This is a genomic window from Microbacterium sp. Mcb102 (assembly GCF_024519805.1).
Classification (GTDB): Bacteria; Actinomycetota; Actinomycetes; order Actinomycetales; family Microbacteriaceae; genus Microbacterium.
In genome coordinates, this window is sequence record NZ_JALJRG010000004.1 from 59013 (window position 1) to 72752 (window position 13740).

14 protein-coding genes are annotated in these 13740 nt (G+C 69.5%); 4 read left to right on the forward strand and 10 right to left on the reverse strand.

Annotated features, from left to right (window positions below):
• Positions 1-20 precede the first annotated feature (20 nt).
• Positions 21-1010 carry a malate dehydrogenase gene (locus OC372_RS11595; RefSeq protein ID WP_262002137.1) on the reverse strand — a complete coding sequence of 330 codons (990 nt, stop codon included), beginning with the start codon at positions 1008-1010 and terminating at the stop codon, positions 21-23.
• Between the two features lie 52 nt (positions 1011-1062).
• Here OC372_RS11595 and OC372_RS11600 point away from each other — a divergent pair, with 52 nt between their 5' ends.
• Both OC372_RS11600 and pip read left to right on the forward strand, forming a co-directional pair.
• Positions 1063-1947, forward strand: coding sequence for a neutral zinc metallopeptidase (locus OC372_RS11600; RefSeq protein WP_262002138.1), 885 nt, complete (start codon positions 1063-1065; stop codon positions 1945-1947).
• A gap of 27 nt (positions 1948-1974) precedes the next feature.
• Positions 1975-2982, forward strand: a complete 1008-nt coding sequence (gene pip, locus OC372_RS11605; RefSeq protein WP_262002139.1) for a prolyl aminopeptidase — start codon at positions 1975-1977, stop codon at positions 2980-2982.
• Positions 2983-2985: 3 nt separating this feature from the next.
• Here pip and OC372_RS11610 read toward each other — a convergent pair whose 3' ends face one another.
• Genes OC372_RS11610 through OC372_RS11630 form a run of 5 tightly spaced genes read right to left on the reverse strand, consistent with a single transcriptional unit; the run spans position 2986 to position 8028 of the window.
• Positions 2986-4782, reverse strand: coding sequence for an aldehyde dehydrogenase family protein (locus OC372_RS11610; RefSeq protein ID WP_262002140.1), 1797 nt, complete (start codon positions 4780-4782; stop codon positions 2986-2988).
• Between the two features lie 28 nt (positions 4783-4810).
• The gene (locus OC372_RS11615; RefSeq protein ID WP_262002141.1) at positions 4811-6205 is read right to left on the reverse strand and encodes an MFS transporter; all 1395 of its coding nucleotides are present in this window, start codon (positions 6203-6205) and stop codon (positions 4811-4813) included.
• Between the two features lie 31 nt (positions 6206-6236).
• Positions 6237-6500 (reverse strand): glutaredoxin family protein, encoded by a 264-nt coding sequence (locus tag OC372_RS11620; protein WP_262002142.1) that lies wholly within the window; start codon positions 6498-6500, stop codon positions 6237-6239.
• 41 nt (positions 6501-6541) lie between these two features.
• Positions 6542-7531 carry a cation transporter gene (locus OC372_RS11625; RefSeq protein WP_262002143.1) on the reverse strand — a complete coding sequence of 330 codons (990 nt, stop codon included), beginning with the start codon at positions 7529-7531 and terminating at the stop codon, positions 6542-6544.
• Positions 7528-8028 (reverse strand): transporter substrate-binding domain-containing protein, encoded by a 501-nt coding sequence (locus tag OC372_RS11630; RefSeq protein ID WP_315985395.1) that lies wholly within the window; start codon positions 8026-8028, stop codon positions 7528-7530. Before OC372_RS11630 ends, OC372_RS11625 begins: the two co-directional genes overlap by 4 nt.
• A 128-nt stretch (positions 8029-8156) precedes the next feature.
• Here OC372_RS11630 and OC372_RS11635 point away from each other — a divergent pair, with 128 nt between their 5' ends.
• Positions 8157-8549 (forward strand): SIP domain-containing protein, encoded by a 393-nt coding sequence (locus tag OC372_RS11635; RefSeq protein ID WP_167632943.1) that lies wholly within the window; start codon positions 8157-8159, stop codon positions 8547-8549.
• Between the two features lie 52 nt (positions 8550-8601).
• Here OC372_RS11635 and OC372_RS11640 read toward each other — a convergent pair whose 3' ends face one another.
• A complete protein-coding gene (locus tag OC372_RS11640) occupies positions 8602-9057 on the reverse strand; it encodes an adenylyltransferase/cytidyltransferase family protein (protein WP_029262881.1) in 456 nt (151 codons plus the stop codon).
• A gap of 120 nt (positions 9058-9177) precedes the next feature.
• Here OC372_RS11640 and OC372_RS11645 point away from each other — a divergent pair, with 120 nt between their 5' ends.
• The gene (locus OC372_RS11645; protein WP_262002144.1) at positions 9178-10398 is read left to right on the forward strand and encodes a glycosyltransferase; all 1221 of its coding nucleotides are present in this window, start codon (positions 9178-9180) and stop codon (positions 10396-10398) included.
• On the opposite strand, the gene OC372_RS11650 is transcribed toward OC372_RS11645, so the two are convergent.
• The 3 genes from OC372_RS11650 to rfbA are packed head-to-tail and all read right to left on the reverse strand — an operon-like array spanning position 10395 to position 13677.
• Positions 10395-11810 carry a bifunctional dTDP-4-dehydrorhamnose 3,5-epimerase family protein/NAD(P)-dependent oxidoreductase gene (locus tag OC372_RS11650; protein ID WP_262002145.1) on the reverse strand — a complete coding sequence of 472 codons (1416 nt, stop codon included), beginning with the start codon at positions 11808-11810 and terminating at the stop codon, positions 10395-10397. The two genes, OC372_RS11645 and OC372_RS11650, sit on opposite strands and share 4 nt — an antisense overlap.
• A complete protein-coding gene (gene rfbB / locus OC372_RS11655) occupies positions 11810-12808 on the reverse strand; it encodes a dTDP-glucose 4,6-dehydratase (RefSeq protein ID WP_262002146.1) in 999 nt (332 codons plus the stop codon). Before rfbB ends, OC372_RS11650 begins: the two co-directional genes overlap by 1 nt.
• Positions 12805-13677, reverse strand: coding sequence for a glucose-1-phosphate thymidylyltransferase RfbA (rfbA, locus tag OC372_RS11660; protein WP_029262877.1), 873 nt, complete (start codon positions 13675-13677; stop codon positions 12805-12807). Before rfbA ends, rfbB begins: the two co-directional genes overlap by 4 nt.
• Positions 13678-13740 lie beyond the last annotated feature (63 nt).

The window sequence follows — 13740 nt, forward strand, 5'->3', positions numbered from 1 at the left end:
GCTCGTGCGCGGTCAGGCGATCACAGCATGCCGAGGGCGCGCACGGCTTCGCGTTCGTCGACCAGCTCGGCCACCGAGGCGTCGACGCGGGCGCGGGCCCAGTCGCTCAACTCGAGGCCTTCGACGATTCGCCACTCGCCGTCGACGGAGCGCACGGGGAACGACGAGATCAGACCCGCAGGAACCCCGTACTCGCCGTGCGAGACGACGCCGGCCGAGGTCCAGTCGTCGGTGCCCTGCACCCAGTCGCGCACGTGGTCGATCGTCGCGCTCGCCGCGGATGCCACGGACGACGATCCGCGCACCTCGATGATCTCCGCGCCGCGCTTCGCGACGCGCGGGATGAAGGTCTGCTCGAGCCACGCGGGCACGTCGCCGACGATCTGCTCGAGTGCTTCGCCGACGGGCTTCCCGCCGACGGTCGCGTGCGAGATGTCGGGGAACTGCGTGGCCGAGTGGTTGCCCCAGATCGGCACCCGGCGCACGGTGTGCACGGGGACGCCGAGCGTCCGCGCCAGCTGAGCGCGCGCCCGGTTCTCATCGAGCCGGGTCAGAGCGGTGAACCGCTCGGAGGGCACGCCGTCGGCTGCCGCGGCCGCGATCAGGGCGTTGGTGTTGGCGGGGTTTCCCACGACCGTGACGCGCACGCCCGGTGCCGCATTCGCCGCGATCGCCGCACCCTGCGGGCCGAAGATGCCGGCGTTGGCCGCGAGCAGGTCTGCGCGTTCCATGCCGGGTCCGCGCGGGCGGGCGCCCACGAGCAGTGCCAGATCGGTGCCGTCGAAGCCGACGGCGGCGTCATCCGTCACCTCGACGTGCTCGAGCAGGCCGAACGCGCCGTCCTGCAGTTCGAGCGCCGCACCCTCCGCGGCGCCGAGTCCCTGCGGGATCTCCAGCAGCCGGAGCCGCACCTTCTCATCGGGTCCGAGCAGGTCGCCCGCCGCGATGCGGAACAGCAGTGCGTAGCCGATCTGTCCGCCCGCGCCGGTGATGGTGATCGTGGTCGTCATGCCCCGAGCCTACGACCGTTCGGCCGATCTCCGCGCGGAGTACCCTCGACGCATGACCTTCAATCCCGACGCCGACATCTCGGGCAACACCACGCGTCGACGCGGCCGCAACGGAGCCATCGCAGGTGGCGTGGGCGTGGGTGTGCTCGGCATCATCGCGCTCATCGCCGGACCGCTGCTCGGCATCGATCTGACCGGATTGATCGGCGGTGGCGCGCCCGGCGGCGGCAGCGAACCCGCCGGGGGATCGGTCATCGAGAACTGCGAGACCGGTGCGCAGGCGAACGCCGATGTCGACTGCCGCATGGCGGGAGCGCAGCTCGTGCTCGACGAGTTCTGGGCCGACGAGGTCGAGGGCTACCGCAAGCCCGGATTCATCGTCGTCGACGGGGCGACGAACACGGCCTGCGGCACGGCATCCAACGCCGTCGGGCCGTTCTTCTGCCCCGGCGACGAGACGGTCTACATCGACCCGACCTTCTTCCAGCTGATGCAGGAGCAGTTCGGTGCATCCGCGGGCGAACTCGCCCAGCTGTACATCGTCGGGCACGAGTGGGGTCACCACATCCAATGGATCACCGGGGTCATGGACGAGTACCCGAACAACGGCACCGGTCCCGGAAGCAACGGCGTCCGCACGGAACTGCAGGCCGACTGCTACGCGGGTGCCTGGATCGGTCGGATCTCGGAGGAGACCGACAGCAAGGGCGTTCCGTACCTTCAGCCGACCACCGAGAAGCAGCGCATCGATGCCCTGAACGCGGCGTTCGCAGTCGGTGACGACCACATCCAGGAGCAGTCCGGCTTCTCGAACCCGGAGAGCTGGACGCACGGCTCCAGCGAGCAGCGGCAGCGCTGGTTCGCCGAGGGGTATCAGAACGGCCTCGGCGTCTGCGAACAGGCGCTGACGCTGCCGACCGACCAGCTGGATCCATAGCCGCAGCGTGACCCGCTAGCGTTGACGATGAAGTCTGCACGACCGGCCGGGGGACCGAAGATGAAGAAGACGGATGCGCTGTATCCACCGATCGAGCCGCACGAGACGGGGGAACTGCTCGTCGGCGACGGCCACCGCGTCTACTGGGAGGTCAGCGGCAACCCCGAGGGCAAGCCGGTGGTGTTCCTGCACGGCGGACCCGGCAGCGGCACCTCGCCCTGGCAGCGCCGGTTCTTCGACCCGAAGGTCTATCGCATCGTGCTGTTCGACCAGCGCGGCTGCGGACGCAGCACGCCGCACGCGAGTGCGCCGGATGCCGACTTCCGGTACATCACGACCGCGCACCTGATCGCCGACATCGAGCTGCTGCGCAAGAACCTCGGCATCGAGAAGTGGCAGGTGTTCGGCGGGTCGTGGGGGAGCGCCCTCGCGCTGGCGTACGCGCAGGCGCATCCGGATGCCGTGACCGAGCTCGTCCTCCGCGGGATCTTCACGCTGCGTCGCGTCGAGCTCGAATGGTTCTACGAGGGCGGCGCCGCCGCGCTGTTCCCCGACCTCTGGGAGAGCTTCCTCGCGCCGATCCCCGTGCTCGAGCGCTCGCACATGATCGAGGCCTACCACCGGCGGCTGTTCGATCCGGACCCCGCCGTGCACGTGCCTGCCGCGATCGCCTGGTCGACGTGGGAGGCGGCGACCGTGACGCTGACGCCGGATGCCGCGCAGATCGGCGCGAAGTCCGACCCCGAGAAGGCGACCGCGTTCGCCCGCATCGAGAACCACTTCTTCGTCCACCGCGGCTGGTGGGAAGAGGGGCAGCTGATCGCCGGGGTCGACGTCATCCGCCATATCCCGACCGTCATCGTCCAGGGGCGGCACGATGTCGTGACACCGATGATGACCGCGTGGGACCTGCACCGCGCCTGGCCCGAGGCCGAGTTCGTCGTGGTCGACGATGCCGGGCACGCGGCCACCGAGCCGGGTACCCAGAAGGCGCTGCGCGCTGCGACCGACCGCTTCGCCCGCGCCGCCCGCTGAGCCTCAGGCCTGCAGCGCCTTCGTCAGCGTCTTCAGGAGTCCCACGACGCCGCCGTTCGCGCGGTGGCGGGTCAGCCCCTCGCTCACGGCCGCCCCGGTGCGCGCCGACACGAACCACGGCGGCTTCGGCAGGATCGTGAGGCGTCCGCCGCCGTTCGCGATCGGCAGCGATCGGGGGAACGGGCGGAACGGTCCGCGGAGCACCGAGCGCTCCACCCCGTCGAGCAGCAGCGCGTTGTGCACGACGCCGATGCCGCTGCCCACGTCGTCGATGGTGCCGCCGGGGAACGCGCCCCAGGTGAGGGTCGGGGTGATGAACGCGAAGGCGGTCCAGCTGTTGATCGCGATCGAGCCGTAGTGGAGCGCTGCGATGGCCCGCTCGAAACCGGCGCCGAGCGCCTTCTCAGTCGCCGGGTCGATCAGCAGGTTCGCGCCGAGGGTGCCCTGGAGCTTGTCGTTCGCGTGGGCCACGGCGGCATCGAGGAACTCCTGGCCGGTGCCTGCGACGGTGACGACGCCCAGCACCGGCGCGAAGTACTCGGTGGTCTCGAGTGCCGTCGCGTCGTCGTCGGCGTCGATCTCGACGAGCAGCCGGTCGCCCAGCACGAGCGCGTCGGGGTAGGCGTCGGTGGCGAGGTCCATCCGCGAGGGGGAGCCCGGGTACCAGATGGGGCGCTCCGGGGCGTTGGCGTAGGCACGGCGCAGCGCGGCGCGGAATGCATCGGCCTGGTCCCAGTCGGACGACATGATGACGACCTGGCCGGCGATGCAGTTGTGGCCGGAGTTCTGCAGGCGCATGGTCGCGATGTGCTCGGCCTGGTAGGTGAGATCGGCGTCGGTCCACGCGCCGGGCACCACGATGATGGGGGAGACTCCGCCGAGTTCGGCGGTGATCGGCTTCTTCAGCTGCGGGCGGTTCTCGCGCCGACGACGCTTGGTCGCGGCAGCCCCTTCGCCCTTCGACGGCCCCCAGGCGATCGTGTCGAACGTCGCGGCGGAGCCGGTGATGTGCACGTGCACGAGTCCGGGGTGGCCGGTGAGATACGCGCCGACCGCGGGGCCGCCGCGCACGATGCGCAGCAGTCCCGGCTCGATGAGGGGCGCGAGCGCGCGCTTGTACACCGGCACCAGAGCATCCTGCGTGGGGTTGACCTTCAACAGGGCGGTGCGGTTGTGGGCGAGCAGTTCGTACAGCACGTCGAGCACCGGGATCGAGGTCACGTTGCCCGCGCCGAGCACGAGTCCGACCCCGCCCGGTTCGGTGGGGGTGCGCTGCGCGAGGCCGGCACCCGCGCGCGCGGCGTTCGGGGTGATGCCGGGCTCGAGCCACACCTCGCCGGTGAAGCCGGACAGCAGGAACTTGTCGATGCCGGTCAGGGGGAAGGCGTGCACGCGGGTGCGTCTGCCGGGGGCGCGGTCGATCGTGAGGCCGTCGAGCGGATTCACGCCCTTCGCCAGGCGGGAGAGCGTCTCGATGTAGGCGTCGAGCGCGCCGAGCACACTGTAGGGGCCGCTCAACCATTCCTCGCCGCGCAGCGGGTGCTTCCCGTCGAGCCCCTTGGAGGCGGCGGCCGTGTTCGCCCAGTCCTCGGCGGTGGCGGCGACGCTCGTGCGCACCGCGCGCAGCAGCGTGACCCGCTGGGCGACGGTGAGAGCGGACCAGGTGCGCGATCCGGCCTGCAGGTCGTCGATCGCGGTGTCGAGGCGTTCCTGTTCGCTCTCACTCAGCGACGCGGACCCCGCTGTCGACGTGCTCTTCGAGGCGGATACGGGGGCGGGGGCTGTGCTCGCAGAAGTCATCGGCGTCTCCTTCGGACGGGATCCCAGCTTAGGCGTCGGAGGTTCCGACGGCCTCGATGTCGGCGCGACGGAGGCGGTAGCGCCGGAGCGCCAGCAGGCTCGCGGCCATCAGCACGGCGGGGAGGATGCTGAAGCTGAGCACGATGCCCGTGATCGCGGCCTCCGGCTGCTCGACCGTGGCTCCGGCGACGGTGGAGACGTATCCGGTCGCGGCGAGGGTCAGCGACACCGCGGTGGCGCCGAGCGCGAAGCCGACGGTCTCACCCGCCGTCCAGATGCCGGTGAAGGTGCCGGCCTGTCCCGGCCCGCTCGTGCGCTCATCGTGCGAGATCACATCGGGCAGCATCGCCATGGGCAACGACTGGAGTCCGGCGTAGGCGATGCCGGCGACCGCGACCGAGGCGTAGATCCAGGCGCCGGGCGCCCAGACCGCGAAGACGAGCGTCGCGCCGGCGGCGGTGAACAGAGCGCTGGCCATCGCGAACGCCCGCTCCTTGCCGACCCGCCTCGCGATGACGGTCCACGCCGGAGTCGCGAGGAGTGCAGGTCCGACGAGGGCCACGAACACGAATGTCACGGCATCCTCGCTGCGCAGCACCCACGTCGCGACGTACTGCGCCCCGGCGAGCATCGTCCCCGTGGCGAGGGCCTGCAACACGAACGTGCCCAGCAGTGCGCGGAACGGCTGGCTGCGCTTCAGGGCCCGGAAGCCCGACATGTACTGATCGCGCCATGTCGAGTCGGCGATCGCGGCGGCCGGGGCTGCCACGGTGCGCCGGGCGGCGATCGTCGCCGTCCGGGAAGCGATCAGCATGCCGATCCCGATCACGACACCAGAGGCGATGCCCATCAAGAGGTACCCCAGGACGGGGTCGTCGCCGGCATTGCGCAGCGCGGGACCCCCGGCGCCGAACAGCAGGATCGCCGCGGTGAGCACGACCACGCGCCAGCCGAGCAGACGGGTGCGCTCGTCGTAGTCGCCGGTCAGCTCGGCGGGCAGGGCGACGTACGGCACCTGGAAGAGGCTGAACGCCGTGGCGGTCGCGAGGAAAGCGAGCAGCACGCTGATCGCCCCGGCGACCGGCCCCCAGGAGGGCGGCACGGCGAACGTGAGGGCGAAGAACAGGGGGAGGGCCAGAGCACCGGTCACCATGAACCCGCGACGGGAACCGGTGCGAGCGAGCTGGCGGTCCGACGCGGCGCCGATCAACGGATCGATCAGGACGTCCCAGATCTTCGCGGCCGTGACGATGAGTCCGGCCGCGAGCGCGGCGACGCCGAGGTTGTCGGTGAGGAAGTACGTCAGCACCAGCCCGGGCAGGGTGGCGTAGCCGCCGGTCCCCAGCGACCCGATCGCGTACAGCGCGATCGTGCGCGGGGAGAGACGGACGGATGCTCGTTCGGGCCGAGCCTCAGTGCTCATCGCGCCAGTGTAGCGGCGCGATGAGGGCCACTCAGATCAGCGCGAGTTCGCGCAGCTTCGACTCGACGTCGGCGTTCGACGGCTCGACGTGGTGGGAGGAATCGGGGTACACGACGACCGGGATGTTCATGCGACCCGAGATCTCCTTCGCGACGTCCGCGGCGGCGGGCTCCGCGACGAGGTCGACGTAGGTGTATTCGACACCGAGCGCATCGAGCTGCTTCTTGGTGCGGATGCAGTCGCGGCACCAGTCGGCGCCGAACATCGTGATGGTGTCGGAGGCAGCAGAAGTCATGCTTCCAGCCTACGGCCGCGCGGATGGGGTGGCGCTGAGTGTCAGTCGGGTGCTCGGCGACCGGTGTCGACTTCGGCGGGCAGATGCTCGACGGGGATCACGACCACGTCCTGCATCTTCCAGTCGATGTCGGCGATCCCCTCCGCGGCGGCGCTGAGATCGTCGAGCGGCACCTTGCGGCGATGCGGCACGACGAACGCTTCGATGTGGAAGACCTGCCCCTGGTCGCGCATCCGCACGCCGGCCTGCGCCACCCAGGGTCGACTCCGCAGGTACGACACGATGTCGGCGGCCAGCGGGTGCGGATGCTTGCTGTCGTACGTGCGGGCACGCTGATCCATGAGGTCGACCACGGCTGTCTTCGTGTTGCGGAAGCCGTCCCAGATGATGCCCAGCGATATGAAGAGGGCGGCCGCGCCGTCCAGCCACCACGCGCCGACGCCGATGCCGAGCACGCCGACCACCGAGGCCACCGTGGTCTGCCAGTCGGCCTTCGCCATGTCGGCGTCGGCATACAGCAGCTTGTTGTGCAGCACAGGGGCGAGCTTCGACTTCGCCGGGCCGTAGAAGAACACCGGCCCGATGATCACGACCACCATGACGCCCACCATGAGCCAGCCGAGCCAGATCGTCTGCCCGAACAGCTGCACGGTGCCGATCGTGGGATGCTCCGCCGCGATCAGCCCCGTGACCGCCTCGACGGCGAGGTTCAGGCCCACGGCGAGCAGTGCCACCCCGGCGACGAGATGCCCCACGCCCATCGCCCGGTGCAGTCCGTAGGGGTGCTTCTTCGTGGGTCGGCGGCGTACGAAGATCAATGCCGTCAGGAAGGCTATCTGCGGGATCAAGGAGAGCATGTCCTCGATCCAGGCCGTCCGCATCGCCTGCGACTCGCCCACCACGAGCGCGATCACCGCGATCGTGATCGACGTGTAGACGATCGTGAAGATCTCCCACTTCACCGCGCGACGAACTGCCCGCGCCTGCTCCGCCGGCAGCGTGGTGCGGCCGAACTGCCGGGTCTCGGTCATCCGCCGACCTCCTCGTCGAGGAAGGTCTCCAGTGTCGACAGGAAGGCGTTCTCCCCGAGCGGCACCAGCATCACGAGCTCACGCCCATCGGCGCCCTCGATCCCGCGATAGCCCCGGGTGACACCCGCCTTGTCGATCCACGGGGTGTCGGGGGTGATGCCGCCGGCGATGAGGTCGAGGTCGCCTGCCTCGAGCTCCGTCACCAGCGTCTCCTCCGATGCGACGGTCCACTCGGTGTCGGCATCGATGCTGTCGGCGAAGCGGTCCACGAGGTCGACGATCGTTCCGGTGGGGTCGCCCTGGCTCACCTCCACCAGCTCGCCATCCGGGGACGTGCCGACGCGCAGCACTCCTCCCGAGACGGAGTCCAGGGTGCCGTCGGGGTCGGCGGGGATGCTCAGGCCGCACCCGCCGAGAAGGCTGATGGCGGCGAGCACGGCGAGGGAGGCGATCGGGCGCCGGATGCGCCGTCGCTGCGGCAACGCAGATCTGTCCACGCGCCGAGAGTGCTCCGCGCGGCGTCGTCCTGCAAAGCCGTTGACGAGTGGCACTGCCGAGCGCTAGCGCCACGCAGATCGGGCGCCGTCTCTTGTGGGTAAGGGTACCCTTACCTATACTCAAAGCCATGAGCAGCGCATGCGAGCACCTGCAGGATCCCGACTGGGACGACATCGAAGGCGCCGTGCTCATCGCCGGTGATGCGGCCGATGCCGGCGTCATCGCGAGCATCGCCGCGCGACTGCCGTGGGACGCGCAGGGCGTGATCATCCTCGAAGCCGCGGCGCGCATCCAGTTCCGTCACATCGACGTGCCCGAGGGGGTGTCGGTGCGCTGGTTGGTGCGCGGTGACGGCATCCGTGCGCACACGCGTGGCGAGCGGCTGGCCAACGCCGTGCATGCCTGGTGCGTGGAGTGGACCTGCTCCGAGCCGCCGTCGCAGTGGACCGTCTGGCTCGGGCCGCACACGCCGCCGCACGTCGCGCGGATGGCGCGCAGCCTGCTCGGCGTCGCGAACTGACCGCTCAGGCGCTCAGGCGCTCAGGCGCTCAGGCGCTCAGGCGCTCAGGCGCTCAGCGCACCGAGGCCACCGCGGGAGCGTTCGCGCCCGCGGTGATCGCGTCGAGGGCGCGGCGCAGCGACGAGCTCGACGTGTGCGCCGTGTACGGGAAGTACACGACCTCGACCCCGACCTCGGCGAACTCGCTCTCCAGGCGCAGCCCCTTGTCGGTGCCGCGCCAGTCGTCGCCCTTGAAGAAGTGCGTGAACTGCACGTCGCGCCACGAGTCCATCTTCGACGGCGTGGTCTCCACGTAGACGTCGTCGACGAACGAGATGTGCTTCACGATCTCCGCACGCTCCGCCGTCGGGATGACGGGCTCGATGCCCTTCACCTGGCGCAGCATCTCGTCGCTGACGACGCCTGCGATCAGAATGTCGCAGTGCTGCTTGGCGTGACGAAGTAGATTCAGATGCCCGACGTGAAACAGGTCGAAAGCACCAACGGCATAGCCGATACGCGTCCCCATGATCTCCCCAGATCAGTGATTCCCCAGAAAGCGGATCCCCACCCGCTCTGCGACTCCCACAGCCGCAGTTCGACAGTGTAGCAGGTCCGGGTTTCGTTCCCCACAGCAACCCATGGAACGATGGAGGCCGCACGCGGTGCGTGCGCGGAACAGGGGGCTGACGTGGGGACACCGGTGACGGTCATCGTGCCGACGTTCAACGAACGCGAGAACGTCGCCGAGCTCGTGGCCCGCACCGCCGCCGCGCTCGCCGGGTGGGACGCCGAGATCCTGTTCGTCGACGACAGCACCGACGACACCGCCGCCGAGGTCGAACGGGTCGCCGTCGACGCCCCGATCCCCGTGCGCGTCATCCACCGCACCGAGAACACGAACGGGCTGGGCGGGGCCGTGGTGGTCGGGCTCGAGGCCGCGGCATCCGATGTGTGCGTCGTGATGGACGGCGACCTGCAGCATCCGCCGGAACTTCTCCCTGTGCTGCTCGAGCGTCACGCCGCCGGGGATGTCGACGTGGTGGCGGCATCGCGCTACATCGGCGGAGGCGACACCAGCGGCCTCGGCACGGCGGTGCGCTTCGGCGTCTCCCGCGTGGCGACCTGGCTGACGAGGGCGATGTTCCCGATCCGTCTCGCGCGCAGCACCGACCCGATGACCGGCTTCTTCCTGGTCGACCGGCGTCGGCTCGATCTCACGGCGCTCCAGCCGCAGGGCTTCAAGATCCTTCTCGAGATCCTCGCGCGCAACGATCTGCGCATCGCCGAGGTGCCGATGGAGTTCGCGGAGCGCCGGCACGGCACCTCGAAGGCGAGCCTGCGTCAGGGGGCGACCTTCATCGCGCACCTCGCCCGCCTGCGCTTCGGGAAGATGTCGCTGTTCGCGCTCATCGGCGTCATCGGCGCGGCCGCGAACCTCGGGATCATGTGGGCACTCACCGCCGCCGGCGTGCCCTACGTCTGGGCGGCCATCATCGGCGCCGAGGTCACCATCATCGGCAACTTCCTGTTGCAGGAGCGGTTCGTGTTCGCCGACATGCGCACGGATGCCCGCGCCCTCGGCATCCGCTTCGCCAGCTCCTTCGCGTTCAACAACGTCGAGGCCGCCCTGCGCATCCCGGTGATGGCGCTGATGGTCGAGTCCTGGCACATCTCGAGCGTGCTCGCGACGGCACTCTCGTTGATCGTGGCGTTCTTCGCCCGGTTCCTGTTCCACTCGCTCGTCGTCTACGCGCCGCAGCGGCGGCGCAAGGGCGATGCCGCGGGGGCCGAGCCGCCGACGGACACCGCCGCTCTGCGGGTCATCCGCGCGATCGATGCCGAGGCGATGAAGCCGGGCGAGCTCTAGCTGCTCGCGCCGAGGTACGTCTCGAGGGCGGCATCCGCATCCCGCGGCGTCCATCCCGTCGCCTCGATGCGGCCGAGGTCCAGCACGCTGTTGAGCGGACGCGGGGCGATCGGGCCGGCCTGGTCGGCGAAGTACTCCGTGGTGGTCACGTCGGTCACGCCGGAGGGATCATGCCCGGTCAGGCGGTACACGGCGCGCGCGATGTCGGCCCACGAGCGCGGCTCTCCCGCGCCGGTCACGTTGTAGACGCCGTAAGGAGCGGCGGTCGACAGCAGGTGCAGGATCGCCGAGGCCAGATCCTCGGTGAAGGTCAGGCGCCCGATCTGGTCGCCGACGACCCGCGGTGCGATACCCCGCTCGGCGAGCGAGGCCATCGTGCGCACGAAGTTGCGCCCCTCGCCGATGACCCACGACGTGCGGACGATGTAGTGCCGCGGCACCGTCGCGACGACGGCGTCGCCCGCGGCCTTCGTCTGGCCGTAGATGCCGAGCGGGCGCACCGGGTCGGACTCCGTGTACGGGCCCGCCTTCGTGCCGTCGAACACGTAGTCGCTGGAGACGTGCACGAGCGTGATGCCGTTCTCGGCGGCGATGCGTGCCAATGCGGTCACGCCGGTGACGTTCGACGACCAGGCGTCACCGCGGCCGTCGTCGGTCTCGGCGAGATCGACCGCGGTGTAGGCGGCGGCGTTGATGATCGCGCGATAGTCGCGCCATCGCCGCGCCGTGGCGAGGTCGTCGGCCCGCAGGTCGAGGGTCTCCCGCGTCGTGTACTCCACGTGCTCGGCGTCGCCGAGCGCGGCGCGCAGGGCGAGTCCGAGCTGGCCCGCGCCGCCGAGGACGAGGATCTTCTTCGGCCCGATCGGCGTCACATCGGCGAGGCGCGGGTGCGCGAGGTCCTTGGCCGACACCTCGACGTCGGCGAGCGGGATCGGCCACGCGATGGCCGCGGTCTCATCGGCGAGGTTGAGGAACGAGTACTCGGCGTCGGGCGACCAGTGATCGTTGACGAGGTACGTGTAGGCCGTGTCCGCCTCGAGCGTCTGGTACGAGTTGCCCACGCCGCGGGGCACCAGGATCGCGCGCGACGGATCGATCTCCGTCGTGAAGACCGTGCCGAACGTGTCGCCCGCACGCAGGTCGACCCATGCGCCGAAGATCTTCCCGGTGGCGACCGACACCCACTTGTCCCAGGGCTCCGCGTGGATGCCGCGCGTGGTGCCGACCGCGTCGTTGAAAGAGATGTTGTTCTGCACGGGGCCGAAGTCGGGGAGACCGGCGGCGACCATCTTCTCGCGCTGCCAGTTCTCCTTGAACCACCCACGCGAATCCCCGTGCACCGGCAGGTCGACGACGAGCAGGCCGGGGATCGGCGTCTCGGTGACCGTGAGCGCCTTGCCGAACTCCGTCATCACTGGCCCTTCGCCGCGTAGAACGACTCGGTCGCATCCTTGGCCGGTGCCCACCAGTCCTCGTTCTCCCGGTACCAGTCGATGGTCGAGGCGAGCCCCGACTCGAAGTCGGAGAACTGCGGCACCCAGCCCAGCTCGGTGCGGAGTTTCGTGGAGTCGATCGCGTAGCGCAGATCGTGGCCCGCGCGATCGGTCACGTGGTCGTAGGCGTCCGCGGGCTGTCCCATCTGCGTGAGGATGAGCTCGACCACCGACTTGTTGTCCTTCTCGCCGTCGGCGCCGATCAGGTACGTCTCACCGATCTCGCCCTTGTCGAGGATCGTCAGGACGGCCGACGAATGATCGTCGGCGTGGATCCAGTCGCGCACGTTCTGGCCGGCGCCATACAGCTTCGGACGGATGCCGCGCAGCACGTTGGTGATCTGACGCGGGATGAACTTCTCGACGTGCTGGTACGGCCCGTAGTTGTTCGAGCAGTTCGAGATCGTCGCCTGCACTCCGAACGACCGCACCCACGCGCGCACCAGCAGATCGCTGCCCGCCTTCGTCGACGAGTACGGCGACGAGGGGTTGTACGGGGTGTTCTCGGTGAACCGCTGCGGATCGTCGAGCTCCAGGTCGCCGTACACCTCGTCGGTCGAGATGTGGTGGAAGCGCCGCTCGTGCCGACGTGCGGCCTCGAGCAGCGTGTAGGTGCCGATGATGTTCGTGTCGAGGAACGGCCGCGGGTCGTGCAGCGAGTTGTCGTTGTGCGACTCCGCCGCATAGTGCACGACCGCGTCGGCTTTCGCGAACAGCCCGTCGACGAGCTCGGCGTCGGCGATGTCCCCCTCGACGAGCTCCACGCGGTCGGCGGGGAGGCCCGCGAGCGATGCCCGGTTTCCGGCATAGGTCAGCTTGTCGAGCACGGTCACGTGCGCGTCGGTGTGCGCCACGACATGGTGCACGAAGTTCGATCCGATGAAACCGGCGCCGCCGGTCACGAGCAGCCGGGTCATCGCTTGCCTCGTTCCAGGAGCTCGAGCAGGTAGGAACCGTACCCGGATTTCACGAGGGCTTCGGCGCGCACGCGCAGTTCGTCGTCGTCGAGGAAGCCCTGGCGCCAGGCCACTTCTTCGGGCACGCCGATCTTCATGCCGGTGCGGCGCTCCATCGTTCGCACGTAGTCGGCGGCATCCGTCATCTGGTCGAACGTCCCGGTGTCGAGCCAGGCGGTGCCGCGGGGCAGCACCTCGACCTGGAGCTTGCCGCGCTCGAGGTATTCGCGGTTGACGTCGGTGATCTCGTACTCGCCGCGCGCGCTGGGAGCCAGGTTGCGGGCGATCTCGATCACGTCGTTGTCGTAGAAGTACAGACCGGGCACGGCGTAGTTGCTCTGCGGATTCTTCGGCTTCTCCTCGAGCGAGATCGCCTGGCCGGCGTCGTCGAACGCGACGACGCCGTACGCCTCGGGCTCGGCGACCCAGTAGGCGAAGACCGCGCCGCCGTCGATGTCGGCGAAGCGCTTGAGCTGGGTGCCGAGGCCGGGGCCGTAGAGCAGGTTGTCGCCGAGGACGAGGGCGACGCTGTCGTCGCCGATGAAGTCCGCACCGATCGTGAACGCCTGCGCGAGCCCGTCCGGCGACTCCTGCTGGGCGAACGTCAGCGAGATGCCGAACTGCGAGCCGTCTCCGAGGAGTCGTTCGAAGTGGGCGGCGTCGTGGGGCGTGGTGATGACGAGGATGTCCCGGATCCCGGCGAGCATCAGCGTCGACAGCGGGTAGTAGACCATCGGCTTGTCGTAGACCGGGATGAGCTGCTTCGAGACTCCCAGTGTGATCGGATGCAGTCGCGTGCCCGAACCGCCCGCCAGAATGATGCCCTTCATGATCCCCCTCGTGAAAACGTCGATGTCCATGGTGGCGTCACAGAAGGGACGGCCATCCCCTGC

Coding starts and splice junctions, on each gene's coding strand:
- OC372_RS11600 (WP_262002138.1), top strand. CDS start 1,063: ATGACCTTCAATCCCGACGCCGACATCTCGGGCAACACCACGCGTCGA.
- rfbB (WP_262002146.1), bottom strand. CDS start 12,808: ATGACCCGGCTGCTCGTGACCGGCGGCGCCGGTTTCATCGGATCGAAC.
- OC372_RS11615 (WP_262002141.1), bottom strand. CDS start 6,205: ATGAGCACTGAGGCTCGGCCCGAACGAGCATCCGTCCGTCTCTCCCCG.
- OC372_RS11625 (WP_262002143.1), bottom strand. CDS start 7,531: ATGACCGAGACCCGGCAGTTCGGCCGCACCACGCTGCCGGCGGAGCAG.
- rfbA (WP_029262877.1), bottom strand. CDS start 13,677: ATGAAGGGCATCATTCTGGCGGGCGGTTCGGGCACGCGACTGCATCCG.
- OC372_RS11595 (WP_262002137.1), bottom strand. CDS start 1,010: ATGACGACCACGATCACCATCACCGGCGCGGGCGGACAGATCGGCTAC.
- pip (WP_262002139.1), top strand. CDS start 1,975: ATGAAGTCTGCACGACCGGCCGGGGGACCGAAGATGAAGAAGACGGAT.
- OC372_RS11650 (WP_262002145.1), bottom strand. CDS start 11,810: ATGACGGAGTTCGGCAAGGCGCTCACGGTCACCGAGACGCCGATCCCC.
- OC372_RS11635 (WP_167632943.1), top strand. CDS start 8,157: ATGAGCAGCGCATGCGAGCACCTGCAGGATCCCGACTGGGACGACATC.
- OC372_RS11645 (WP_262002144.1), top strand. CDS start 9,178: ATGGAGGCCGCACGCGGTGCGTGCGCGGAACAGGGGGCTGACGTGGGG.
- OC372_RS11620 (WP_262002142.1), bottom strand. CDS start 6,500: ATGACTTCTGCTGCCTCCGACACCATCACGATGTTCGGCGCCGACTGG.
- OC372_RS11640 (WP_029262881.1), bottom strand. CDS start 9,057: ATGGGGACGCGTATCGGCTATGCCGTTGGTGCTTTCGACCTGTTTCAC.
- OC372_RS11610 (WP_262002140.1), bottom strand. CDS start 4,782: ATGACTTCTGCGAGCACAGCCCCCGCCCCCGTATCCGCCTCGAAGAGC.